General features: G+C 62.6%; 20 protein-coding genes. 4 read left to right on the forward strand and 16 right to left on the reverse strand.

What is annotated here, in order from left to right:
• The first annotated feature begins 39 nt into the window (after window positions 1-39).
• On the forward strand, window positions 40-429 hold the full coding sequence (locus tag CYD26_RS20080; RefSeq protein WP_099774243.1) for a VOC family protein: 390 nt from the start codon (window positions 40-42) through the stop codon (window positions 427-429).
• Window positions 430-508: 79 nt separating this feature from the next.
• Here the strand turns inward: CYD26_RS20080 and CYD26_RS20085 are convergent, their stop codons facing one another.
• The 10 genes from CYD26_RS20085 to CYD26_RS20130 all read right to left on the reverse strand — a co-directional run bounded on the left by CYD26_RS20085 (window position 509) and on the right by CYD26_RS20130 (window position 11,875).
• A complete protein-coding gene (locus CYD26_RS20085) occupies window positions 509-1,891 on the reverse strand; it encodes a DUF1329 domain-containing protein (RefSeq protein WP_256588052.1) in 1,383 nt (460 codons plus the stop codon).
• A gap of 81 nt (window positions 1,892-1,972) precedes the next feature.
• Complete coding sequence (locus CYD26_RS20090) at window positions 1,973-3,667, reverse strand: class I adenylate-forming enzyme family protein (RefSeq protein ID WP_102053434.1); 1,695 nt, start codon at window positions 3,665-3,667, stop codon at window positions 1,973-1,975.
• Window positions 3,668-3,702: 35 nt separating this feature from the next.
• On the reverse strand, window positions 3,703-4,857 hold the full coding sequence (locus tag CYD26_RS20095; protein ID WP_102053435.1) for an acyl-CoA dehydrogenase family protein: 1,155 nt from the start codon (window positions 4,855-4,857) through the stop codon (window positions 3,703-3,705).
• Window positions 4,854-6,059 carry an acyl-CoA dehydrogenase family protein gene (locus CYD26_RS20100; RefSeq protein ID WP_102053436.1) on the reverse strand — a complete coding sequence of 402 codons (1,206 nt, stop codon included), beginning with the start codon at window positions 6,057-6,059 and terminating at the stop codon, window positions 4,854-4,856. The genes CYD26_RS20095 and CYD26_RS20100 overlap by 4 nt, the downstream gene beginning before the upstream one ends.
• 83 nt (window positions 6,060-6,142) lie before the next feature.
• Window positions 6,143-7,312 carry an acyl-CoA dehydrogenase family protein gene (locus CYD26_RS20105; RefSeq protein ID WP_102053437.1) on the reverse strand — a complete coding sequence of 390 codons (1,170 nt, stop codon included), beginning with the start codon at window positions 7,310-7,312 and terminating at the stop codon, window positions 6,143-6,145.
• Between the two features lie 11 nt (window positions 7,313-7,323).
• The gene (locus tag CYD26_RS20110; protein WP_065760544.1) at window positions 7,324-8,502 is read right to left on the reverse strand and encodes a lipid-transfer protein; all 1,179 of its coding nucleotides are present in this window, start codon (window positions 8,500-8,502) and stop codon (window positions 7,324-7,326) included.
• Between the two features lie 17 nt (window positions 8,503-8,519).
• A complete protein-coding gene (locus CYD26_RS20115) occupies window positions 8,520-8,939 on the reverse strand; it encodes a MaoC family dehydratase (RefSeq protein WP_065760545.1) in 420 nt (139 codons plus the stop codon).
• A complete protein-coding gene (locus CYD26_RS20120; protein ID WP_102053438.1) occupies window positions 8,911-10,044 on the reverse strand; it encodes an acyl-CoA dehydrogenase family protein in 1,134 nt (377 codons plus the stop codon). Before CYD26_RS20120 ends, CYD26_RS20115 begins: the two co-directional genes overlap by 29 nt.
• Window positions 10,045-10,055: 11 nt before the next feature.
• Entirely contained in the window at window positions 10,056-11,033 is a 978-nt protein-coding gene (locus tag CYD26_RS20125) for a bifunctional MaoC family dehydratase N-terminal/OB-fold nucleic acid binding domain-containing protein (protein ID WP_102053439.1), read from the reverse strand.
• 56 nt (window positions 11,034-11,089) lie between these two features.
• Complete coding sequence (locus tag CYD26_RS20130) at window positions 11,090-11,875, reverse strand: SDR family oxidoreductase (protein WP_065760547.1); 786 nt, start codon at window positions 11,873-11,875, stop codon at window positions 11,090-11,092.
• A gap of 142 nt (window positions 11,876-12,017) precedes the next feature.
• Here CYD26_RS20130 and CYD26_RS20135 point away from each other — a divergent pair, with 142 nt between their 5' ends.
• Window positions 12,018-12,803 carry an enoyl-CoA hydratase gene (locus CYD26_RS20135; protein WP_065760548.1) on the forward strand — a complete coding sequence of 262 codons (786 nt, stop codon included), beginning with the start codon at window positions 12,018-12,020 and terminating at the stop codon, window positions 12,801-12,803.
• 102 nt (window positions 12,804-12,905) lie between these two features.
• On the opposite strand, the gene CYD26_RS20140 is transcribed toward CYD26_RS20135, so the two are convergent.
• The 5 genes from CYD26_RS20140 to CYD26_RS20160 form a co-directional block, all read right to left on the reverse strand.
• Window positions 12,906-13,664: an SDR family oxidoreductase gene (locus CYD26_RS20140; protein WP_102053445.1), complete on the reverse strand. Its 759-nt coding sequence runs from the start codon at window positions 13,662-13,664 to the stop codon at window positions 12,906-12,908.
• Between the two features lie 20 nt (window positions 13,665-13,684).
• Window positions 13,685-15,382 carry an FAD-binding protein gene (locus tag CYD26_RS20145; RefSeq protein WP_102053440.1) on the reverse strand — a complete coding sequence of 566 codons (1,698 nt, stop codon included), beginning with the start codon at window positions 15,380-15,382 and terminating at the stop codon, window positions 13,685-13,687.
• Window positions 15,383-15,390: 8 nt separating this feature from the next.
• The gene (locus CYD26_RS20150; RefSeq protein ID WP_065760550.1) at window positions 15,391-17,100 is read right to left on the reverse strand and encodes an FAD-binding protein; all 1,710 of its coding nucleotides are present in this window, start codon (window positions 17,098-17,100) and stop codon (window positions 15,391-15,393) included.
• Between the two features lie 123 nt (window positions 17,101-17,223).
• Complete coding sequence (locus CYD26_RS20155; RefSeq protein WP_256588053.1) at window positions 17,224-18,915, reverse strand: methyl-accepting chemotaxis protein; 1,692 nt, start codon at window positions 18,913-18,915, stop codon at window positions 17,224-17,226.
• 23 nt (window positions 18,916-18,938) lie between these two features.
• The gene (locus CYD26_RS20160) at window positions 18,939-20,375 is read right to left on the reverse strand and encodes a coniferyl aldehyde dehydrogenase (protein ID WP_102053442.1); all 1,437 of its coding nucleotides are present in this window, start codon (window positions 20,373-20,375) and stop codon (window positions 18,939-18,941) included.
• A gap of 199 nt (window positions 20,376-20,574) precedes the next feature.
• Here CYD26_RS20160 and CYD26_RS20165 point away from each other — a divergent pair, with 199 nt between their 5' ends.
• Together CYD26_RS20165 and CYD26_RS20170 are read left to right on the forward strand one after the other, a co-directional pair.
• A complete protein-coding gene (locus CYD26_RS20165) occupies window positions 20,575-21,558 on the forward strand; it encodes a flavin reductase family protein (RefSeq protein WP_102053443.1) in 984 nt (327 codons plus the stop codon).
• A 17-nt stretch (window positions 21,559-21,575) separates the two neighbouring features.
• Entirely contained in the window at window positions 21,576-22,886 is a 1,311-nt protein-coding gene (locus tag CYD26_RS20170) for an MFS transporter (protein ID WP_102053446.1), read from the forward strand.
• Between the two features lie 64 nt (window positions 22,887-22,950).
• Here CYD26_RS20170 and CYD26_RS20175 read toward each other — a convergent pair whose 3' ends face one another.
• Window positions 22,951-23,715, reverse strand: coding sequence for an enoyl-CoA hydratase (locus CYD26_RS20175; RefSeq protein ID WP_099774231.1), 765 nt, complete (start codon window positions 23,713-23,715; stop codon window positions 22,951-22,953).
• Window positions 23,716-23,992 lie beyond the last annotated feature (277 nt).

Here is a 23,992-nt window from a genome sequence, read left to right on the forward strand (position 1 = left end):
CACACATCAACTGGATCAACTCAAGGTCAGGGACTGCCCATGAAATTTGCCTACACCATTCTTTACGTACCCGATGTCGCCTCATCGCTGGCGTTCTTTGAACAGGCCTTTGGCATTAACCGGCGCTTTTTGCATGAGTCTGGCGACTATGGCGAACTGGACACCGGTGCCACCACCCTGGCTTTCGCTTCACGGGCGCTGGGCCAGGCCAACCTGCCAGAGGGGCTGGTAGTGGCAGCTGAATCAGCCCGGCCGCTGGGCATGGAAATCGCACTCGCCACCGATACTGTCGAGGTCGCCCACGCCCAGGCACTGGCCTGCGGAGCAACCGAGCTCAAGGCCCCCGAGCAAAAGCCCTGGGGGCAAACCGTGTCGTACCTGCGCTGTCCCGATGGCTTGCTTGTGGAGTTGTGTACGCCGATGGCGTAACGCTGGCGTCTGCGCCGACAGAAAAAAGCCCTGCCGGAGACCGGCAGGGCTTCAAGGTGCAGCCACTACAGTGTAACGATCAGCGACCGATAGCCCGCGCCGCGTCGGACGTGTACATGTCCGGCGTGAACTTGCTCTCGTTGAGGATCGGCCCCTTCTTCGCCTCGTTGGTCATCCCGTAGCCGGTGTACTGGCCCGAGTTCAAGTCCATGAAAAACTGTGAACCTGCCTGCCAGCCGCTCATGTCCGGATGGTAGTAGTAGTTGATCATTGCATGCTTCCACAGCTGCCCACGGGCATCGTAGTTATCGGCCATGACCGCGTTCCAGGTGTCTTCGTCAATGAACAGCACCCGCTTGCCATAGACGTGGCGATAGCCTTCCTTCAGGTCAGCCTCCACCACCCAGACACGCCGCAGCTCATAACGCATGAACTCAGGATTGGGGTGGTTGGGCGTGAGCATGTCAGCGTACTTGATGTTCCCCGCATTCGGTTTGAACGCGTTGGCCGGGCTGTAGATTTCACGCTTGCCAATCAGTTTCCAGGTGTAGCGTTCCGGCGCGCCGTTGAACAAGCGGTCCTCATCGACCGTCATGGTCCCGTTGGTGCCGATCATCGGTTGGTCATAGCCGTAGCCCGGCATTTGCCGGACGCGTCGGGTCGACGGGCTATAGCTCCAGGCCTGGCGGGATTCAGTGGCGAAGTTGTAGGGTTCATGGGCAATGCTGATCACGCCGTTATCACGGGCCGGTTTCAGCGTAGTGTTGTAACTCATCGCCTGAACTTTGTTTTCGGTCTTGGGTTCGACCGTTGGCGAGTTGGCCTGCGACAGGTTGCGCGCATGGGCACGGCCCCAACCGATACTGCCGTTGGGCAATACGGACGCCAGGTCGCTGATCTTTTCCTCGGTGTAGGCGCGCGCCGGCAACTGATGGTTCCAAAGCACTTCCATGCCATTTTTCGGAATCGGGAACGGTATCTGGCCGAGCCCTTCAATGCCAAGGCCGTCATTGACCAGCTTGGCAGTCAGCGCATTCTGCATCGCCCGCCGGCACACATAATCGGGGTAACGGAAATCCCGATGCCCAGGGTAGACGTTCATCTTGTAGGTGGTCGGGTACTTCTTCAGCAGGGCTTTCTGGCCTTCGGTCAGGTGCGCCTCGTACTGGCTCATGTTCTGTGCGGTGATCACCAGGATCGGCTTCTCCGACGCGTAAGGGTCCACAGGTTGGTCACCCGAGAACTTCACGTGATTCCAGCCGGGGACCTCACCCAGGTATTTGCCGGTGTACGGGGGAATGGTTCCTGCAGCATTACCGGCCTGCTCGGCACCGACGCAGGTCAGTTCCTTGCCCAGCTTGGCGGCTTCCTGAGGCGACACCTCGGCGTATGCGCTACCGATAGTCCCGGCATTGGCGGTTAATGCGGCTGCGAGCATGACACCTGTTCTTGTTATTTTCATGTATTGCCTCCTTCGCTGATAAGGCTTGCGGGTATGGGCCTATTGTTCGTGTTCTGACGGCGCCAACATCGTCCGGAAAGACTAAAAATCAAGGTGCTTCCACCTTTCTTTCAGCGCGCTCTTGAGCACTTTGCCGGTGGCGTTGCGTGGCAGTGGCTCAGCCTGCGAGTACACCCGCGCCGGGACCTTGTAGCCCGCCAGCCGCTGGGCAATGAATGCACAGACGTGCTCTTGGTCGGGCATCTGCCCGGTATTGCCGTGAATGACCAACGCCACGGCTTCACCCAGTACCGGATCGGGGATGGCAAATGCCGCCGCCTCGTCAACACCGGGCATTTCACTGACACAGGCTTCAATTTCGGCCGCCGAGATTTTCTCGCCACCGCGGTTGATCAGGTCCTTGAGCCGCCCGGTAATGCAAAGAAACCCCTCCTCGTCCAGGTAGCCGATATCCCCCGTGTCGAGCCACCCGTCGCGCAAGGCCTCAGTGCTGGCCTGCGGCAGGTTCCAATAGCCGCTCATCAGGGTTGGCGAACGCAGCCAGATCAAACCACTGGAACCGTTGGGCAACGGCTGCTGCGGGTCGTCGCCAATGCGCACATCGACAATCGGCAATGGCCAACCGGCCGTTGCCGGTTTGTAGACGAACTGATCGCCCCCAATAGCCGCGCCGATGCCGTTGCTTTCCGTCAGGCCGTAACCGCTGCCACAAATGGCCTCGGGCTTGCGTGCGATCATCTCGGCCAGTAAACCACTGGAGGACGCACCACCCCCAAGGCCCAGCCCGAACAGGCTGGCGGTCTGCTCGGAGCCAAAGCGTGGCGATGCGAGCAATTGCTGCATCATGACCGGTGCGCCGCTGAACTGGGTACAGTGCTCCTCACTGATCAGATCGAGGGCGCGTTCGACGTCCCACTTGTACATCAGCAGCAAGCGCCGGCCACTGCGCATTGCCGAAAGGAACTGCGCATGCAACCCGCTGACATGGAACAATGGAACCGCCATCAGGGTGGTGGGTGGGTAGCCGCTCTGGATCACCCCACTGATGAGCTCAGGTGAGCTCAGCGCGCAGAATGCGCTCTGGAACTCCAGTGCGGCCAGGGCCTGGCAGATCGCTCGGTGGCTGGACACCACGCCCTTGGCCCGGCTGGTAGTACCGGAGGTGTAGAGGATCAGTGCCGGTGCATCAGGGTCAATATTCACCACTGGAACAGGCAAGCGCGCGTCGGCCAACAGGTCTTCATAGCGAAGACAGTACTCGGGCAGCTGTACCTGACGTTCCGTTCCCACAACGATCGTTGGCAACTGGTCGCCGGCCAGGTCGTCTTGCAGCACGCTCAGCCGCGGTTCATCGCACAGCAGCACGCGGGCACCGCTGTCTTGCATGCCATGCAGCAACTCGTCACGCAGCCCCCAGCTATTGAGCGGTACACACACCGCGCCGCATCGCTGGATCGCGGCGAATGCCACCAGCCAGGCCGGCTGATTGCGCATGGCAATGGCAACCCGCTCGCCGGGGCGCAGGTCAAAACAGGCGACCATTTGCCCCGCCAGCCGGTCAACCTGATCGAAGTACTCGGCAAAGGTCAGCCGCTGTGCTTGCCACACCAGGAACTCGCGCTCACCGTGCACACGACCGGCATCAATTGCTTCCACCAGGTTGTGTGCGGTGTGCCGAAAAAAACGTGCACCACCCTCCGCCGGGCTTACCACTTCAAAAGGCGAGCCCGGTGCAATCAATTGCTGCCAGGCGGTTTGCCATCGTTCAATGCTCATGTGTCGTTCTCCAGGGCAACCGAGACGTCGCGCCTTCAGGCGCAGGCCTCGTCGAGGGCCGAATAGCGTTCGCAATGAAAATCCCGGTCGCCCAAACAGGCCTGGGCAACGCGCACACGCTTGAGGTAAAGGCCGACATCCAGTTCATCGGTGACCCCGATGCCACCGTGCATCTGTACGGCTTCATTGCTGACCTTGATTGCCGTATCACCGGCCTTCCACTTCGCCAGGCTGACCAGTCGGCCACGTTCGGCGACACTGAGGCTGGCGTCGTCCAGGGCCGCCAGCCCGGCCATGACTGCGCTGCGGGCCAGGGCCAGATCGACGTACAATTGGGCGGCACGGTGTTGCAGGGCCTGGAACGAGCCAATCGGCGTGTCGAATTGCACGCGGGTCTTGAGGTAGTCGAGGGTGGTCTGGAACAGTTGCTCGGCCATGCCCAACAGTTCTGCGGCCAGGCACGCACGACCGCGGTCCAGCGCGGTGTCCAGCGCGGCCCAGCCATCACCGAGCGTGCCCAACAGTGCGTCACTGCCCAGTTGCACACCGTCCAGCCGTAACCGCGCACAGTTACGCGAGTCGATCAACGGCAAGGCGCTGCAATTCAGGCCAGGGGTATCGGCAGGTACCAGGAACAGGCTGATCCCCTGTGCCTCCCCCGCATGCCCCGAGGTACGCGCAGCCAGCAGGTACGCATCGGCGCCAACCCCGTCGACCACCCAGTACTTGTCACCCCGCAAACGGAAACCGTCACCCTCGACCACCGCCTCAAGGGCCGTACCCAACGGGTTATGACGTGACTGTTCATCCAGCGCCAGGGCCAGGCGTTTCTCGCCGCTGATCAGGGCATTCAGCCAGCGGTCCTGCTGTTGCGGGTTGCCCGCCAGGTGCAATAGCGAACCACCCAGCACCACGCTCGACAGCAAGGGCGTGGCCGCCAGGTTGTGACCGATAGACTCGAACACCGGCCCAAGCCCCATGCAGCCAAAGTCCAGGCCCCCGTAATTTTCCGGAAATGGAATCGCACTCCAGCCCAGGTCCACGGCGGCTTGCCACAGCTGCGGATCAAAACCGAGCACCGAGCCCTCGTCGCGCAGCCGACGCTGGGCTGCGACCGGGCTGCGCGCCGCGAGAAAATCCCGGGCACTGTCGGCGAGCAAGCGCTGCTCTTCGCTGTAGCGCAGGTTCATGGCGTCACTCCTTTCTTTGCATCGGGCAGACCAAGCACGCGCTTGGCGATGACATTGAGCTGGATCTCCGAGGCACCACCGGAAATCGTCAGGGCATAGCTGTTCAACCAGGCCCGGGTAATCGCCTGTTGCTGGGCACTGAAGGCCTCGCTTTGCCAGCCGAAGGCATGCCCGCCCATGGCATCGAGCAGGACTTCGAACTTGTCGCGCTCCTGCTCGGTGTGCACCAGTTTCATGATCGACATCAGGCCACTGACGTCGTCACCGAACCTGGCTTCTTCGGTCATGCGCTGAACCGTCAGGCCATAGGCGTGTTCATTCATTGAGCAGGCTACGGCACGGGCATGCAGCGCCTGTTCGCCTTGGCTTTGAGGGCGCGGCAGGTATTCACGCAGCAGCGAAAGCAAATGGAAATGCGAGGGCAGGCTGATCTCGCCAAACTTCGACATGGCCTTGCGTTCGTGCTGCAGCAGGTACTTGCCCAGGTTCCAGCCGCCATCCAAGGGGCCGATCAGTTGCTGCTTGGGCACCTTCACCCCATCGAAGAACACCTGGCAGAACGCCGATTTGCCGCTGATCAGGTCAATCGGTACCGCCTTGACCCCAGGGCTGCGCATATCCAGCACGATCAGGCTGATACCTTCATGCTTGGGCACCGTGGGGTTGGTTCGTACCAGAGCGTACATCCAATCGGATTTATCGCCGTAGGACGTCCAGATCTTGCTGCCATCAACGACAAAGTGGTCGCCAGCATCACGGGCCGCCATTTTCAGGCTGGCAAGGTCGGAACCCGCGTTAGGCTCAGAAAAGCCCTGACACCAGCGCACTTCACCCCGGGCCATGGGCGGCAATAACGTCCGCTTCTGCTCCTCACTGCCAAATGCCAGCAGCACCGGCCCAAGCATCCAGATGCCCAGGTTGATCTGGGGCGGACGACACTTGAGCCTGCGCATTTCGCTCTCAAGGACCGCCAGTTGCTCTTCGCTCAAGCCCGCACCGCCGTACTCCTCGGGCCATTCCGGGCAGAACCAGCGCTTGTCGCGCATGCGCTCAAACCACAACCGGGCGTCTTCGCTGGGGAACTGTGGCTGGCTGGCTCCCCACACCACTTCGCCCTCCGCCATGGCGGTTCGCATGGACAAGGGGCAGTTGGCCTCCAGCCAGGCACGGGTCTCGTGCCTGAATTGCTCAATCGTGCTCATGAAATTCACCCTCGACCCGGCCCCGGACTCAGTCCGGAGCGGGTACTGTTCTTGTTGTATTGGCTGAGCGGCGCGGGGCGCTGTCAGCGTTGGGTACGTGGCATGCCCAGGCCGAACTGGGCGATCAGTTCACGCTGAATTTCGTTGGTGCCACCGCCAAACGTCAGGGTGACCGAAGAGCGCAGTTCGTACTCCAGCTCGCCCTGCAACAACGCCGCTGAGGAGCCGCTGCGCAACGAACCGTTGGCGCCGAGAATGGCGGCGAGCTTGCGCAGTATCTCGATGGCCGACTCGGAGCCATATACCTTGGTGGTCGAACTCAGGGCCACATCCATGCGCTGCTGCTCAAGGTCGGCGGCGATACGCAAGTTGATCAGGCGCATCGCTTCCAGGCGGGCATAACACTCTGCCAACGAACTGCGCACCCAGCCCTTGTCCATGGCCCGTCGGCCCTGTTCATCACGGCAACGCGCCCACAGGTAGACCCGGCGGAATAATGCGACGACCTTGTCCGACCAGGAGCCAAGCCCAAGCCGCTCATGGTTGAGTTGCTCGGTGATCAGCTTCCAGCCACCGTGCAGATCCCCTACCAGCATGTCCTTGGGCACCCGCACGTTGTCGTAATAGGTGGCGGTGGTGGCAATGCTGGTGGTCGGGATCAGTGTCGTGGAGAACCCGGGCGCCTGGGTATCGAGGATCAGGATCGAAATCCCCTTGTGACGCGCTTGCGTGGGGTCAGTACGCGCCGCCAGCCAGATGTAGTCCGCCGCATCGGCACCGGACGTCCACAATTTGTTGCCATTGACCACGAACTCATCGCCTTGCAGGCGTGCGCTGGTCTTGAGAACCGCCAGGTCACTGCCAGCGTCCGGCTCGGAGTAGCCGATGGCAAACATGATCTCGCCCGCAGCGATGCCCGGCAGGAAGCGCTCCTTTTGCAGCGCGCTGCCATGGGTCATCAGGGCCGGGCCGACAGTGCTGATGGTCACGAACGGCAATGGCGCACCGGCAATGTTGGCCTCTTCAAAGAAAATCAACTGCTCAGTGGCCGCGTAGCCTTGGCCACCATGCTCTTTGGGCCAGCCAACAGCCAGCCAACCGTCGCGACCCATTTGCCGAATGGTTTGCCGGTACAGCTCGCCGCCTTCCTGGCCCCGCAACTGCTCACGCAGCTGCGGGGTCATCAGCGCCTGGAAGTAGTCCCGCACCTTGTGGCGCAGGGCGTGTTGTTCAGGAGTCAGATCAACGAACATATAACGCCTCCTTATGCCGCGCCGAGAATCAGGCCGCTGGTCGGCACGCCGGTACCGGCAGTGACCAGCACGTTTTCTACCGCCGGCACCTGGTTGACTGCGGTGCCGCGCACCTGCCGTACCGCTTCGGCGACGCCGTTCATGCCATGAATGTAGGCTTCGCCCAGTTGTCCGCCGTGGGGGTTGATCGGCAACTTGCCGCCACGGGCATGATGGCCCGCGCGGATGAACTCCTTGGCCTCGCCACGCTTGGCGAAACCGAACTCTTCCAGTTGCGGCAGCACGAACGGGGTGAAATGGTCATAGATCACCGCGGTCTGAAACGCTTCCGGCCCCAGCCCTGACTGGCGATAAAGCTCACGGGCCACCACGCCCATTTCCGGCAGCCCGGTAATGTCGTCACGGTAGAACGAGGTCATGATCTGCTGACCGTCAGTAATGCCCTGGGAACCGGCCTTGATCATCACCGGCTTCTGGCGCAGATCGCGGGCACGTTCCGCCGAAGTGATCACCATGGCCACGGCGCCATCGGACTCCTGGCAGCAGTCGAGCAGGTGCAGCGGTTCGCAGATCCAGCGCGAGGCCTGGTGCTCCTCGAGGGTAATCGGCTTGCCGTAGAAAAACGCCTGGGGGTTGGTCGCGGCAAAATCACGCACGGCCACTGCGACCCGACCGAAATCCTCGGACGTGGCTCCATAGGTGTGCATGTAGCGTTGAGCAAACATGCCCACCCAGGCCGCCGGCGTATGGAAGCCGTGAGGCATGTACCAGCCGTAGTTGACGTTCTCGAAGATCGGCGTCGAAGCGAAACCGTACGTGCCGGTGCCGAAGCGATACCAGGACCGCTCATTCATGGCCCGGTAGACCACCACCACTTTTGCCACACCGGTGGCCACCGCCATGGCCGCGTGCATGATCGGCGCACACGCCGCACCACCGCCGTGGGGCACTTGCGAAAAGAACTTCACGTCCTTGCAACCCAACAGGCGGGCAATTTCGTATTCCGGAACCTTGTCCACCGAGTAAGAGCTGAAGCCCTCGACCTCGGAGGGGTCAATGCCCGCATCCTTCAGCGCGCTCAGCGTGGCTTCAAGGGCCAGGCGCAGTTCCGTGCGCCCGGAGTTCTTGGAAAACTCGGTCGCGCCCAAACCAACTATCGCGGCGCGTCCGGATATCGACGAAGTCGTCATGTCTGTGTCTCCGGCTGTCAGGGCAGGACCAGCGCGACCGTACCGGTCACGTGGTTGCCCATGGAATTTTTGCCGCTGAGGGTGACTTCCACCGTGCGGGTGTCGGCATCCTGGCGGGTCACGCTGCCGCTGAAGGTCATGCAGTCACCGGGGTAGTTCGGTGCACCCAGCTTGATTTTCAGTGAGGTGAACGTGGCCAACGGCCCCGCCCAGCCTTCGACATAACGTTGCACCAGCCCGTTGGTGGTCAGGATGTTCATGAAGATATGCGGTGAGCCCAGTGCGCGGGCGGCCTCCAGGTCATGGTGCCCCGGAAAATAATCCCGGGTGGCAATCGCGCCACCGGTGATCAGGCCGACCGTGATTGGAACCGCCAGTTCAGGCAGCACTTCGCCGGGGCGCACGTCTTCAAAGCGCTTGGTGTTCTTCGAGGTCATATTTCCATCCCAGCTTGTCGTTATCGCTCAGCCAATCGCCGAGACGTTCCAGGCTTGCCGCCGAACCACCCAGGGCGAGGCCCAGGGCGCGGCTCCAATAGAGAAAACGGTGGATCGGGTACGTCAGGTCGACGCCGATACCGCCATGCACGTGCTGTGCGATGTGGCCGATGCGATGTCCCGCTTCACACGCCAGATAAGCGGTAGCCAGCGCTTCCGACGGCGACGGCAAACCGGCGTCGAGGCGATAGCAGAGTTGCCAAAGCACACTGCGCAGGGCCTCAAGGGCGATATGCGCATCGGCCATGCTCATTTGCACCGCCTGGAAGCTGCCAATACGCCGCTCGAACTGCTGACGCTCACTGACATAGGCCACGGTGCGGCGGATCTGCTCCTCGCTGACACCCAACTGCAACGCAGCCAAGGCCGCCACGCTGCGCGGCTCCAGCCAGGCCAGGGCGGCACTGGGCAGCAACTGCGGGGCCGCAACGCGCAGGCCCTCGACATGCACATCTGCCACGGCTTCACCGTGGGTAAGCACCGCTGGCACACGGGTTACCTGTGCGACCGAAAGGTCAAGCAGCAACAACCGCGGCTGGCCGTCTACGTCTGCCAGCACCAGTGCCGCCTGTGCCTGTTCACCCAGGGCCACGGCCGCAACCCGACCATTGATTTCCCAGCCCTCGGCACACGGACGGGCCTGAAGCTCGATGCCGCAGGCACTGCCAAGGGCATCGATGGCCAGTGTCAGCATGGTTTCACCCGACGCGGCTTTTTCGGCCCAGGTCGCGAGCTCGGGCAATGCGAACTCGGCAAGGGTCGCTGCGGCCAGTTGATGCCGCCACAGCGGCACCTGTGCCAAGCCCTTGCCCTGAGCCTGCAACACCAGCATCAGCTCGGTCATGCCCAGGCCACTGCCACCGTGGGATTCAGGAATCGCCAAGGCGTGCAGCCCGGTTTCAATGCAGAGCGCCCAGAGTGGAGCCATCAGCGGCTCACCACTGGTATCCCAGCGACGCAGGTAGTCGTCGTGACAGTGGTCGACAAACAGGCTGTCAGCCATCTGCGCAATCGCGCGCTGGTCTTCGGTCAAATCAAAATTCATGGGGTCAACTCCTACGCGCCGACGGGCCGAAACAGAGGCAAGGTCAACGCGTCATCGAAGGTCTGGAACTCGACCTGCAGACGCTGGCCGATCTGCAACTGCTCACGCTCAATGCCGACCAACCCGGCGATCAGGCGTACGCCCTCCTCCAGCTCGATCAGACCGATGGGGTTCGGGTGATCGAACGGCGCGACCTCCGGGTAGTGCATGACCACAAACGAGTAGAGGCTGGCGCGACCACTGGCCTGGACGGTGTCCCAGTCGAAGCTGTGGCACTGGATGCAGACCGGCGCGGGTGGATGGCGCAAGGTGGCGCAGGCCGTGCAACGCTGGATCAACAGTTGGCCCTGCGCGCAGCCCTCCCAGAAGAACCGGGTGTCGTCACTGATGCCCGGTTGCGGGCGCTTGGCCTTGGCAGGTGCAGCGGCCACGGCCGGCGCAGGCGTGGCTGGCTGAGCATTGGCCGGGCGAAACTTGAACACGCGGAACAGCAACTCGCCTACCGGTTCGTCGCCACCGGCCTTTTCGACGAAGTGGCTCATCACCAGGGTGACAAAGAAGCCCGTGCCCAAGGCGGTGGTTTTTTCATCGCCCACCGCATCCAGGCGGGTGGTGTAGTAGAGCTTTTCACCCAAGCGCAAGGGGCGCGTGAAGCTCAACTCGGAGTTCACTGCCACGACCGAGTTATAGCCGTACTGCTCGAACAGCTTGAGCACTTCATAGGGGTTTTCGTCGGTGGAACCTGGCGGATAGTGGTTGGCATGGAAGCCTTCCATGGTCCACACCTGCAACATCGCCGGCGGCGCAATCAAGCCCTCATGGGGCGTGCCGAGGGCAAACGCAGGATCGGTGTAGAGCGGGTTTTCGACACCCATGATCTCGCACCACTGACGAATCATCGGTGCATTGACCTCATCCCAGGCATACACACGACCGTATTGGCGCCCCACTAGGGCGCGCACATTGGATAGCAATTGTGGATCAGCCAAAGTCGTCTCCTGCAAATTGAGGGCGGCAACCGGACCCGGCCGCCACCATGGGTCGATCAGGTGGGCAGAACCTGCGCCGCACCGAGAAACGCCGGACGTTCGCCACCGCCATGCAGCAGCAGGTTGCAGCCGCTGGCGTAGCTGGCCAGCGGCGAAGCGATGTACAGGCAGGCATTGGCGACATCCGCCGCCACGGCCATGCGACCGGCCGGGATACCGGCGCTGACGGCGGCGATACCGGCGTCGTTGCCGTAATGCAGGTGGGCCTGTTCCGTCAGCACCAGGCCCGGGCTGACCGCGACCACACGAACCTTCGGCCCCCACTCCACCGCCAGCGACTGCACCAACGACAGGACGCCGGCCTTGGCAGCGCCATAGGCCGCAGTCCCGGGTGAGGCGCGCAAGGCGCTGATGCTGCCGATAAACACGATGCAACCGCCCTGCACTTGCGCCTGCATCAGGCGGTTGGCGTGCTGGGCGACATTCAGAGGCGCGATCAGGTTGAGACGAATGATGCTGTCGTGAAAACGTGGCGATGCGCTGGCGGCCTCGGCTGCCGGGCTACCGCCTGCGTTGTTGATGACCACGTCAAGGCGGCCAAAATCGCGACTGATGGTGTCGAACAGCGCCTGTAGCGAGTCCGGGTCGCGCACGTCCGCCGGGATGAAGATGGCGCGCTTCCCCTCCAGCGTCGGCACCTGCTCAGGCGCTGAGCGGGCGCAGACGATCACCTGCGCATCGGCCGCCAGAAACTCACGCGCAATGCCCGCGCCAATGCCCTTGGTACCGCCGGTGACGAGCACCACCTTGCCACTGTAATCAAGCCCCGAATGCAGCCCCATGTCGCACTCCTTAATTCTGCTGACAGGGTTCACTCTAGGGACAAAGCCAGGCCCATTCTTCGTCTGAACGGACGATGAATCATCACCGTCCGGCCGTGACACTGGCAGGCATTCACCTGACGCCTGGCTCACGAGGACGCTCATGCCTGATTCATCCGCTCCACCGGTTCTGCTCGAACGCCCGCTGCCTGGCGTAGCCCTGCTGCGGCTCAACCGTCCGCACGCGACCAATGCCCTGAGCCTGGAGTTGCAAGCCTTGCTGTCGCGTTACTTCAGTGAACTGAGCGCCGACCCACAGGTGCGTTGCATCCTGCTGACGGGCGGCGACAAGGTGTTTGCCGCAGGCGGCGACATCAACAGCATGGCCGGCGTCGGCCCTATCGATATCTACCGGCGCCACACCGAACGGGTCTGGGCGCCGATTCAGCACTGCCCGAAACCGGTGATCGCGGCGATCTGCGGGTACGCCTATGGCGGTGGCTGCGAGTTGGCGATGCTTGCCGACCTGATCGTCGCCGGGCGCAGCGCACGCTTCTGCCAACCGGAAATTCGTATCGGCATCATGCCGGGCATTGGCGGTACCCAGCGATTGGTCCGCGCCGTGGGCAAGGTAAAGGCCATGCGCATGGCCCTGACCGGGCAACCGATCAGCGCCGAAGAAGCCTGGGTGGCCGGCCTGGTCAGTGACCTGGTGGACGATGACCAGGTCCAGGCTCACGCCCTGGAGCTGGCTCGCGTCATCGCAGCGATGCCGGCATTGGCCGCAGAACAGATCAAGGAAGTGATTCTCGCCGGCATGGATGCGCCACTGGAGGCCGGCCTGGCACTGGAACGCAAGGCCAATGCCCTGCTGTTCGCCTCCCGGGACCAGAAAGAAGGCATGCAAGCCTTTATCGAAAAACGCCCGGCGCAATTCGAGGGACATTGAACGGCATCGACCCGCCAGAACGCAGCACTGCAACACAGCACAAGGCCGCTTGCCCGTTTCAACAGGCAAGCGGCCTTGTGCAATCAAGCACTAACGTGATGATCAGATGCTCATCACCATCTGCCCACTGTCGATGCGCAGTTCGACGCCGTTGATGGCCCGGGACTCATCGCTGGCAAGAAACAGCACACTGGCCGCCACATCCTCGGGCAAGCACATGCGGTTCATCGGGTCACTGTCGATGGTCAGGCGGACCGGGTCGACACCCTGCGGGAAGCCGCCACTGGTCATGTCGGTGAGTACGCCGTCCGGATGCAGGGTATTGCAGCGGATCCGGTACTTGCGTCGTCGGCAGAGCACCGCCACTGAACGCGACAAGGCCGCCACAGCGCCTTTCGAAGCACTGTAGGCCATGAAATCATCACGCCCGGCCAGTGCCGCAATCGACGACAGGTTGATGATCGAACCACCGCCCTCCTTCATCAGCGCAATCCCCTCTCGACAGCCGAGAAACACACTGTCAGCATTGACCCGCATGACCTTCTGCCAGTCCTGCACCGAGGTTTCTTCGATTGAACCGCTCAGCAGTATGCCGGCATTGTTGAGCAGGATATCCAGGCGGCCATAGCGCTCACGCAAGTGCGCCATGACCTGCTTCCACTCTGCCTCGCTGCTGGCGTCATGGCGGATAAACGCCGCAGCCGGGCCGATCTCGGCAGCCAATGCCTCACCGGCAACGACGTCGATATCGCTGATCAGCACCTGTGCGCCTTCAGCCGCCAACAACCGTGCACTGGCACGGCCAATACCCTTGGCACCGCCAGTCACCAGCGCCACCTTGCCATGAACCCGTCCGGGCATGTTGTTCTCCTTGATCGTCATCAGCTCATCTCGTGTGCGCGGTTATGTTGCAGTGGCTGTGCAAGGTTGATTGCGGCTGCCGTCCCGGCGCGACGCCCGGAGAACACGCAATCGGCCAGTGATAGACCACTGATGTACAGGTGTGAGGGAATACCCAGGGCGGTGCGACCGGCAGCGTAAAGGCCCGCGATGGGCTGCCCTTGGGGATCCAGCACGGCCCCGTTGCCTTCATCCACCCGCAAACCGCCCAAGGTCAACGCCCCTAGCGGGAAGACCGGGTTGGTCACGGAAATGTCGCAGGCGTAGAACGGGCCCTGCTCAAGCACCTGGCGACCGCCTGGCGACTTGCCGAATGGATCGGGCGCCTCACCACGCGCAGCCGCATTGTTGGCCTGCAGCGACTGGCGCAACGCGCTGGCCTTCATGCCAGTGACCGTAGCCAGTTGTTCCAGGCACTTGCCCTTGCTCACCTTGAGCAGCATCAACGCCAGCGCCGGCACGCTCTGGAACCACCAGTACCCACCGAACAGTGCCTCCCGGATCGCCTTCTTGCGCAGCGGGGCATCGAGCACCAGCCAGGCCTTGCCGCCCTGCTCCTCCATCAACGGCTGACCCAGCGTCGCGCCATAGACCTCTTCGTTGCAGAAACGCTGGCCTTGGCTGTTGACCACGATGCCCTTGTGCCAACTGTAGGGCGGATTGATGAACCGCCAGGCCGACACCCGATTCAGCGCAGCGCCTTCACCACCGGCACTCACGCCCAGGCGCAGGCCGCTGCCGTCACAGCCGGTGGCGCCCACCTTGAAGTTGCGGCGAAATTTCGGCGCGTGCTGCTTGATCAGTTCGCGGTTGAAGATGAACCCGCCCGTACTGAGGATCACCCCGTTCCGGGCCCTGACCAGCCGTGGCCGGGCGAACTCGCGCTCCAGTTGGCTGACCCGCAGGCGTAACCTGTCACAGTAGGCCGGGGAAAAGTTCTGCAAGCGCTCGGCACGGGCAGCCCAACGGGCGTGCAGCTTCGCCTGCTTGCTGCCCGGCGGCAGGCACCACAGCTCGGCACCGATCACCCGGCCCTCCTGGTCAAGCACCAGGCGCTTGGCGGCTGATTGCAGCAGTGGCCGCACCCCGGCGCGCAGGCAAGCCGCCTTGAGGTGAGCATACAGCACCGCACCACACTGGCCTTTGCCGACCGTACGGTGGCCGCGTGGCGCCGGAGGCAACGGGCCGCTGTGCTGCGGTACCAGCTCATTGCCGGAGTAGTAGAGGAAGTAGCCGTCGGGTGGATAGGAGGTCTTGCCACCTGGGGGCATCTGGTGCCCGTAAGGCGCACCGTGGCTTTCCAGCCAATCTAGGTTGGCCACGCTGTCCGCACAAAAGCGCCGCAGGGTCTCGTCGCTGACCACGCCCTGGGTTTCGTGCTTGAGGTAGTCGAACATGGCCTCGGGGGTATCACTGAAGCCTGCGGCGTACTGATACCGGGTCCCCCCACCGGCATACACGACGCCACCGCTCTTGGCACTGGCGCCGCCACCTGTGAAACGGTCGGCGATCAGCACATCGACGCCATTGGCGCGGGCCTCCAGTGCCGCACAGGCCCCGGCCGCGCCCCAACCGATGATCAGCACATCGCACTGCTCATCCCATGTCACGCTACTGCTGTCGGCAACGCGCAATGGTGCCTGAATCGCCGTACAGGTGCTGTTATCAGACATGTCCATGACGGCTCCTAACGCTGGCTGGCGAGGTGGTTGGCAGCGACATAGGCGAAGGTCATCGCCGGCCCGAGGGTGCCGCCCGCCCCCGGATAACTGGTACCCATTACCGACGCGGAGCAGTTGCCGATCGCGTACAGGCCGTCAATGGGCGTACCGTTGTCGCGCACCACTTGTGCATGTTCGTTGGTCAGCAAGCCGCCCTTGGTGCCAATATCACCGGCATCCAGGCGCATGGCGTAGTACGGCCCCTTGCGCAGGGGCGCCAGGCACGGGTTGGGCTTGATATTGCTATCGCCGTAGTAACGGTCGAACACATTGCCGCCACGGTCGAAGTCCAGGTCCTGGCCGGTGCGCGCATAGTCGTTGACCTTGTCCACTGTGCGCTCAAGGCCCACTGCATCGACGCCGATCTGTTCGGCCAGTTGCGCCAGGGTGTCGGCCTTCCAGTACAAGGTGTTCAACCATTCCTTGCGCAGACGGCTGTCAGGCATGACCTGGGCCGGCATCAACGGGCCCATGGCGTAGTGGAAGCGGAAATGCCCGTCAAAAATCACCCAGGCCGGCACGGACTTTCCGCCTGTACGCTGATTGTCGCGGAGCATGGCATCGACGAACTCCAGGTACGGAGCCGCTTCGTTGACGAAGCGTTGCCCCTCGCCGTTGACCACAATTGCCCCGGGGAATGCCCGCTCGGCAAAGATACCGCGCGGCTTTTCCTCTCCCGGCACGGCAATGGTCGGCGCCCACCAGGCCCAGTCCATCAACGCGGTCGCCGCGCCCTGGGCGATCCCCGCTTCCAACGCGGCACCGGTGTTGTTGCCCGGTGGCGTCGCACTCCAGGCCATGCGAGTCGGCTTGGGCAGGTATTGCTCGCGCAATGCCTGGTTCTGCTCGAAGCCACCGGAGCCCAGAATCACCCCGTAACGCGCATGCAGCTGCTTTTCCTGACCCTCACGCTGTACCGTGACCCCGGTGACCCGGCCCTGCTCCGTGAGCAACCCACGAAAATCGGTGTTCAGCCACAACGGCACGTTACGGTCCATCAGAGAACGACGCAGTGACGCAACCAACGCGCTGCCAAGGGCTGCGCGGCGGTCGAATTTACTTTTGCGCCGCCATTTGAAGTCCAGTTTGTAACGCAGCATCAGGCCCATGATCAGCCAGCGCCAGCCAAAGCTGCGGGCCATGGCCTTGTGCGCATGCCGGGCAGTCCAGGCAATACGCCCCATCAGCAAGGTCGAGGGTGACGGCTTGCGCAGGTTGTCCAGTTCCTCGCCGAGCAGGCTGGTGTCGAACAATTCGGGGTCGAGGGTGCGCCCTCCGGGCAGCGAACCAGGCAAATGCGGGTAGTAGTCCGGGTACTTGGCAGCCACCGCATAACGTACCCGACTGGTACGGGTGAGCGCCTCGATCATCTTTGGCGCATTGTCCAGGTAGGCCTGCAGGCGCGCATCATCGACGTGCTCGCCAGCCGCGGCCTTGAGGTAGCGCATCGCCAACTCGAAGCTGTCGTTACCGCCCTGGCGAGCAAAGTAGTGATTGTTCGGGATCCAGATCCCACCGCCGGAAATAGCCGAAGTACCACCGTACTTGTCGCTTTTTTCCACGATCAGCACGCTGAAACCCTGGTCGGCGAGGAAGACCGCCGACGTCATCGCACCTGCACCCGAACCAACGACGATCACGTCGTAGTGGGTTTGAGACTGAACTTGAGCCGTCATTGTTGTTATGCCATTAGCTGAGGTCAGGAAAGACCGCCGACGACGATACGGGGACGCTGGCGGTGTGCATCCCATGATCACGGCTGACCGGGGCGCTCTCATCGTCAAAGCGGACTAGACCCGTCAGACGACATTGAACCTGGCAGACAACTGGTCCAGTGCCCGCGCCAACTGCTCCAGGTCAGACGCCGCCGCGGCACTGCGGCCGGCATTGGCCGAGAGCACGCCGGTGCCGGCCGAAACGCTCTCGACGCGCGCGACCATTTCCTGGGTAACCCGTACCTGTTCGGCGATCACCACAGCAATGGTGTCGACGCTTCGAATCACATCGTCAGTACCACTGCGGATCTGCGCCACCGAGTCGCCGGCCTCCTCTGCCAGCCCGACCCCATCACGTACCCGGCTGATTACCCGATCCATCCCGCCAACCACCGCCTGGGTCCCCTCCTGGATGTGTTGTACCGTGAGGTCGATTTCACCGATTGAACGGGCCGTACGTTGCGCCAACAGCCTGACCTCATCGGCCACCACGGCAAAGCCACGGCCCTGCTCTCCTGCCCTTGCGGCCTCGATGGCGGCGTTCAGCGCCAGTAAATTGGTTTGTTCGGCAATGCTGCGAATCACATTCAGCACCGTACTGATCTCGCCGGAGAAGACTTCCAGCTCACGGATATGCACGGCGGTGTCGCTGATCACGTCGCTGATACGGTTCATTCCATGGGCCATATCGCGGATAAAACCTTCGCTTTTGCCCGAGCGCCCCGCCGAGTGCTGCGTGATGTTGCGCGAAACCCCGACCTGGGTGTCGACTTCGCTGATTGAACCCGACAGTTGCTCAACTGCAGAAGAAATGCCGCGCACGGCGTCAGCCTGCTGCTGCGCAGCCAACGAGGCCAGCTCTGCCGATTCGGCCATGTGCGCCGCCTCGTGACTGACACGCTGCACCAACGAGCGCATCTGCGAGATCAACCCGTGCAGGCTGTCGCGCATTGTCGCGATATCACCCAGCATCCGGGCAAACTCATCGCGCCCCTTGACCTCGATGGGCTGCGACAGGTCGCCACTGGCAATCGCGCGCACACTGGCGCCCGCCTGGGCAAAAGCCCGTTTCAGGCGACGCAAGGTCGAGAACGCGGTAACGCTGCCAGCCAACACCCCCACCACCGCCAGCACCAGATACGCCAGCAGGGTCGAGCGATAGCGTTGCTGGGCGAGGTCGTATGCCCGCGCAGCCGCTTCCTTCTGCAACGTCTGCAGCTTGCCCAGTTCAATACCCGCCGCATCGCCAGCAGGTTCGGCCATGCGCAGGAACGAAATGATGCCGGACAGGCGATAGTCACCCGCGCGCAAGGACTCTAGCAAAAGCTCCAACTCACCCAGCCAGGCCTGGTAATGGCCATCAAAGGCCTCGGCCACCTGCTGTTCATGGCTGGACAAGGGGCGTTGGCGGTAGCTGGCCCACACCTGCGCGAGCGCGTAATTGTTGGCTTCGATGGCCGCTAGCGTCACATCGATCGAGCGGTCGAACGCCGCCACCAGAGGGCCTTCCGGGTCATGCTGAATAGCAAGCAACACCAGCCGCCGACTTTCATCGAGACGGTGCTGAACCTCACCGACAGTGAGCAGCGTCGCCAGATTGTCTTCATTGATGGTACGCAGACTGTCACGGGCCTGTTGCAGGCCATAGCCACCAAAACCGACCGCAACGATAAACAACAGTGTGGCCAACAACGCCCAGAACCACAGGCGCTGGGCAATAGTGATCGCGTTGAACATAAGCAACGGTAAACCCCGTAGAGGCGACAAGGCGCTCATCCGAGCGCCCCATGCACAATGAGTCAGTCAGCGGTGACCATGGCCATCATGGCCGCGAGGTAATGCTCGCCATACGGCGGCAGCAGGCCCCATTCACGCCGCGGGTCATGCGCAGGCGCCTTGAACACGGTGCGCAGGTGACTGAACTCAAGAAACCCTTCACGGCCGTGGTAATGCCCCATGCCAGAGGCGCCCACGCCGCCGAACGGCGCATCGTGCATCGCCGCATGCATCATCACGTCATTGACGGTGACGCCGCCCGACAGGGTGTGCTCCAGTACCCGCTGCTGCTCCTGTTGATCCTCGCCGAAGTAGTACAGCGCCAGCGGACGTGGCCGGGCGTTGATGTCGGCGATCACCCCATCAAGGTCTTCATACGTGAGCACCACCATGGCCGGGCCAAAGATTTCTTCGCGCATGATCTGGCTGTCACGCGGCGGATTGACCACCACACGCAGGGGCCGGCGACGGTCCTCGGCATCAACCGCCAACGCCTCCGGCAGGCTTTCGATGCGAGCCCCCAGGGCCCGGGCCTCGTCCACATAGCCTTCGACACGGGCCAGATGCCGCTGATTGACCACTGCCACCACATCCGGGTTGCAGGCAACCGAGGGGTTGAGCTCGCAATAGGCACTGCGCAAGGCGCTGAGGAAAGTTTCAAGGTGCGCCTGCGGTACATACACCAGGTCGGGACTGATGCAGATCTGGCCGCCATTACAGGCTTTGGCTGCGGCGATGCTGAACGCCGCCTTGTTCAGGTCGGCACTGCGCGCAATGATCACTGGCGACTTACCGCCCAACTCCAACGTCACCGGTACCAGGTTCTGCGCAGCATTACGCATCACAGCGCGACCAATCGCAGTACTGCCGGTAAACACCATGTGGTCGAACGGCTGGGCAGTGAAGCCTTCCGCCAGCTCAGCGCCCCCCGTGACCACGGCGATCTCCAGCGGGTCAAGGTGCTCAGCACACAACTGCGCTACCAACTCAGCGGTACGCGGAACCACCTCCGACGGTTTGAGAATCGCCCGGTTGCCCGCAGCCAGTGCGCAAGCCAGCGGGCTGAACAAGGTAAACAGCGGGGCGTTCCAGGTACCAATGATGCCCACCGCCCCTTTGGGCTGATACATGACCCAGGCCTTGGCGCCCAGTTGGTCGTAGGGCGCGAATGCCGGGCGTGGCTCGTCCTGCATCCATAGGTGCAGGTTGTCCCGCGCATGCTTGAGCGACGAGAGAGAACCCAGCAGGTCGTTCATCAGGGAAAAGCCTGCAGGCCTGCCGCCGAAATCCTGATCCATCGCTTCGGTCAACACACCGTGGTGACGCACGAGCAGGTCGATCACCTGCTGAACCCGCCGACGACGTGTGTCGGCACTGACCGCGCCGGCGCTGTTGAAGGCTTGTTTCTGCCGGGATAACAGGCTCGAAAGCGCTTGTACGGATGACGTGGCTGAACTCATTCGTGTCCCCTCGCTGATGCTGGCCCCAAGGCCCGGAAGCGCCGGATGCGCATGGGGCCACACTAGTCGCGGGGCGACGCCCGGCGCCTCGTCCGATCGGACGAGAATCGAACAAAAGCGTTAGTCCGTTGAGACGATGTACAGCGCCCTGCGGCGACCAATACTGGCCACACGAAAACTCCACTCCATGAGGTCTATCATGGCTATGCAAAACGCCAGCTTCGATCCCCAGGCCTTCCGCGCCGCGCTCGGTACCTTCACTACCGGGGTCACGATCATCACGACCCAGGCCGAAGACGGCTCACCGGTGGGGATCACCGCCAACAGCTTCAACTCGGTATCGCTCAACCCGCCACTGGTGCTCTGGAGCCTGTCGAAGAACGCCCGCAGCCTGCCGGTTTTCAGTAACGGCAAGCACTGGAATGTGCATGTCCTGTCCACCGAACAGGAAAAACTCTCGGGGCGCTTCGCCACCCAGGGCGAAGACAAGTTTGCCGAAGTCCAACTCGATAATGGCGTCAGCGAGGCGCCCTTGCTGCAAGACTGCACCGCACGCTTTCAATGCCGTACTGCCTTCCAGTATGAGGGCGGCGACCATGTGATCTTTGTCGGGGAAGTACTGGCCTTCGATCATAGCGACCGGGCGCCGCTGGCGTTCCAGAGCGGCCAGTATGCGCTGGCCACCCGCAAGCCGCGCAGCGAGCTGCGCCTGGCAACCACACCGCCGCCACCGGAATGCAGCTACACCGAAGACCTGCTCGGCTACTTGCTCGGGCGCGGGCACTACCAGGTGCTCAATGCCCTGCGGCGCATGGTGAGCAACCAGCAGTTGGACGAACAGGCCTTTTTCATTCTCTCGGTGCTGTGTATCCGCGATAACCTGACCCTTGAGGAAATCAACACCTTTGTCAGCTACACCGGCCATGAGGTCACACTGGCCGGCATGCGCTTTCTCGAGCGCCAGCACCTGGTGGCCATCGAGGGCGATGCCGATCAGTTGCGTTTCGTGCTCACGGCAAACGGCCGCGAGGTGTCGCTGCAACAGTTGGCGCTGGCCAAGGTGGTGGAGGAAGAACTGTCGGCCAAGCTCGGCAGTGCCGACGCGCAAGCCCTCAAGGTCTTGCTCAAGCGCCTGATTGTAGTGAGCGACCCCGGCTTGCCCGATCTCTGGGCGCCGCGATGACGACCGGCGCAACCGTCATGCCGGCCACCTCGGTCGGCTGGCGCAGCCACGGCCTGTTGTTGCTGCTGGCACTGGTGTTCGCCGACAACTTTGTCGGGCGCCAGATACTTGCGGTGATGATTGAGCCGATCAAGTCGGAGTTCGGGGTCGGCGACACGGCCATGGGCCTGATCTCCGGGCTGGCCTTCGCGGCGGTGTATGCGCTCATGGGCTTGCCGGCGGGACGTCTGGTGGATCGTCTGCCGCGTACGCGCCTGCTCGCACTGTCGTGCCTGCTCTGGGCGTTGGCAACGATGGCCTGCGGGCTGGCCGGCAGCTTTCTGGTACTGGCCATTGCCCGGATGCTGGTCGCGGTCAGCGAATCACCAACGACCTCGGCATCCCTGTCCTTGATCGCCGACCTGTATCCACCGCATCGACGTTCACTCGCCATCAGTTGCTTCACCGCCGCGCCAACGTTTTCCTCGATCATCGGCTTGAGTATCGGTGCCTGGGTGGTCGAAGTGTATGGCTGGCGTACAGCATTCATTGCCCTTGGCCTGCCCGCCCTATTGTTTGCCGCCATCATGGCCATCGTGGTGCGCGACCCGGTACGGGGGCGCTGGGACCTGAGCCCTGCTCCCGCCCATACCCACGCGCCACTGCTCGGCATGGGCGCTGAAGCCCGCAAGCTATGGGCGCTGCCTGCCTATCGCTGCCTGATACTGGCGGGCGGCCTGACCACGCTCAGCTCCTACGCCATTGGCATGTGGAACACCAGCTTCCTGGTACGCTCCCACGGCCTCTCGCTGCAACATGCCGGCCTGTTGGCTGGGGTCATCTGCGGCACCGCCGCCGGTGTCGGGGGCCTGTTCAGCGGCTGGTTGAGCGACCGCCTGAGCCGACGCAACCCGCACTGGCAGCTCTCGATTCCGGTGCTGGGTCACTTGACCGCCATCGCCACCCTGAGCACCTACCTGCTCTGGCCCGACACCGTGCTGGTCACGCTCGGCAGCGTACCGATTCCAACGGCCATGGTGTGGTGTGCGCTCTACAGCTTCTTCGCCGTTTGGTGGGTAGCGCCGTCCTACAACCTTGTCACCCAATTGGTACCGTCCAACCGGCGCGGTACGGCCATGGCCCTGCAAACCATCGTCAGCACACTGCTCGGTGTCGGCATCGGGCCGCTGGTGACCGGCCTGTTCAGCGACATGCTGCAACCCCTGCTTGGCCAGCAGTCCTTGCGTTATGCGCTACTGCTGGTAAGCCTGCCGGTCATTGGCTCCGTACTGTTGCTGATCCGGACCTCGACCCACGCCTCCAGAACGGCCTATAGCCACGCGCTGTAAGCCTTGAACCACGCGTGTTTTCTTCGATGGGCAGCCTGTTCAAACACGGCTGCCCATCCCTCGATCAGAACCGGCTGAAATCCGGTTTACGTTTCTCGGTGAAGGCTGCGATCGCTTCTCGGGCGGCCTCTGCGTCAAGCATTTGAGCAAAGCGCTTCGCTTCTTCATTGATGCGTGCCAGCACGTCACTGGCATCTGCCAGTTTCAGCAGGCGCTTGGTCTCCATGACAGCACTCGACGGTTGCTGGGCAATCTTGCGTGCCTGGGACAACGCGAAGTCGAGGACCGCTTCCGGTGGCAGCACACGATTGACCAGTTTCGACTGCAGCGCAAACTCGGCATCGAACGGCTCGCCGGTCAGCAACGCCTCGGCAGCGCCTTGATGACCAAACAGCTTGGGCAAGAGCAAACTGGACGCAGCTTCCGGGCAAAGGCCGAGACTGACGAAAGGCACGCTGAAACGGGCGTTGGTGCCCGCATAGACCAGGTCGCAGTGCAGCAACAGCGTCGTGCCGACACCGACCGCCACGCCACAGACGGCCGCGACAATCGGTTTGGGAAATGCGCTCAAGGTGCGCAAGAAACGCCAGACCGGGGCATCCTCGGTCGCGGGCGGATGCGCGATGAAGTCACCAAGATCATTGCCGGCAGAGAAGACCTGCTCACTGCCGCGAATCAGCACCACGCGAACCTCACGGTCAGCCGCTGCACTGACCAGCACCTCGCTGAGCGCGTCATACATGGTCGCGGTAATGGCGTTTTTCTTTGCTTCACGGTTAAAAGCAATCGTGAGGACGCCGGCCTCCTGAGTGGTGAAAATATCGCTCATCCTTGCCTCATTGGTTAAGTAAGCCACATGCCACCCGAGTATGCCTTGCCAGCTTTCGCGGGTGTTGAAAACCAATAGGACAAAGACGTCGCCTGCCGGCGTGATCGCGGGCAAGCCCGGCTCCTACAGCTGGCGCGTGCTCTGTTGGAGCTGGCTTGCCTGCGATGGCGTCGGTGGGGTCTCAGCGAGTGCGCGGCGTCTGCATCGCGGGCAAGCCCGGCTCCTACAGCTGGCGCGGACTCTGTTGGAGCTGGCTTGCCTGCGATGGCGTCGGTGG

It is taken from the genome of Pseudomonas sp. FFUP_PS_473 (assembly GCF_002858665.1).
GTDB lineage: Bacteria > Pseudomonadota > Gammaproteobacteria > Pseudomonadales > Pseudomonadaceae > Aquipseudomonas > Aquipseudomonas defluvii.

Excerpts from the sequence above, each read along its gene's own strand:
- CYD26_RS20100 (WP_102053436.1), bottom strand. The coding sequence starts at position 6,059 with ATGAGCACGATTGAGCAATTCAGGCACGAGACCCGTGCCTGGCTGGAG.
- CYD26_RS20110 (WP_065760544.1), bottom strand. The coding sequence starts at position 8,502 with ATGACGACTTCGTCGATATCCGGACGCGCCGCGATAGTTGGTTTGGGC.
- CYD26_RS20175 (WP_099774231.1), bottom strand. The coding sequence starts at position 23,715 with ATGAGCGATATTTTCACCACTCAGGAGGCCGGCGTCCTCACGATTGCT.
- CYD26_RS20160 (WP_102053442.1), bottom strand. The coding sequence starts at position 20,375 with ATGAGTTCAGCCACGTCATCCGTACAAGCGCTTTCGAGCCTGTTATCC.
- CYD26_RS20150 (WP_065760550.1), bottom strand. The coding sequence starts at position 17,100 with ATGACGGCTCAAGTTCAGTCTCAAACCCACTACGACGTGATCGTCGTT.
- CYD26_RS20130 (WP_065760547.1), bottom strand. The coding sequence starts at position 11,875 with ATGGGGCTGCATTCGGGGCTTGATTACAGTGGCAAGGTGGTGCTCGTC.
- CYD26_RS20105 (WP_102053437.1), bottom strand. The coding sequence starts at position 7,312 with ATGTTCGTTGATCTGACTCCTGAACAACACGCCCTGCGCCACAAGGTG.
- CYD26_RS20115 (WP_065760545.1), bottom strand. The coding sequence starts at position 8,939 with ATGACCTCGAAGAACACCAAGCGCTTTGAAGACGTGCGCCCCGGCGAA.
- CYD26_RS20090 (WP_102053434.1), bottom strand. The coding sequence starts at position 3,667 with ATGAGCATTGAACGATGGCAAACCGCCTGGCAGCAATTGATTGCACCG.
- CYD26_RS20135 (WP_065760548.1), top strand. The coding sequence starts at position 12,018 with ATGCCTGATTCATCCGCTCCACCGGTTCTGCTCGAACGCCCGCTGCCT.
- CYD26_RS20085 (WP_256588052.1), bottom strand. The coding sequence starts at position 1,891 with ATGAAAATAACAAGAACAGGTGTCATGCTCGCAGCCGCATTAACCGCC.
- CYD26_RS20120 (WP_102053438.1), bottom strand. The coding sequence starts at position 10,044 with ATGAATTTTGATTTGACCGAAGACCAGCGCGCGATTGCGCAGATGGCT.
- CYD26_RS20095 (WP_102053435.1), bottom strand. The coding sequence starts at position 4,857 with ATGAACCTGCGCTACAGCGAAGAGCAGCGCTTGCTCGCCGACAGTGCC.
- CYD26_RS20155 (WP_256588053.1), bottom strand. The coding sequence starts at position 18,915 with ATGAGCGCCTTGTCGCCTCTACGGGGTTTACCGTTGCTTATGTTCAAC.
- CYD26_RS20145 (WP_102053440.1), bottom strand. The coding sequence starts at position 15,382 with ATGGACATGTCTGATAACAGCACCTGTACGGCGATTCAGGCACCATTG.
- CYD26_RS20080 (WP_099774243.1), top strand. The coding sequence starts at position 40 with ATGAAATTTGCCTACACCATTCTTTACGTACCCGATGTCGCCTCATCG.
- CYD26_RS20140 (WP_102053445.1), bottom strand. The coding sequence starts at position 13,664 with ATGCCCGGACGGGTTCATGGCAAGGTGGCGCTGGTGACTGGCGGTGCC.
- CYD26_RS20170 (WP_102053446.1), top strand. The coding sequence starts at position 21,576 with ATGCCGGCCACCTCGGTCGGCTGGCGCAGCCACGGCCTGTTGTTGCTG.
- CYD26_RS20165 (WP_102053443.1), top strand. The coding sequence starts at position 20,575 with ATGGCTATGCAAAACGCCAGCTTCGATCCCCAGGCCTTCCGCGCCGCG.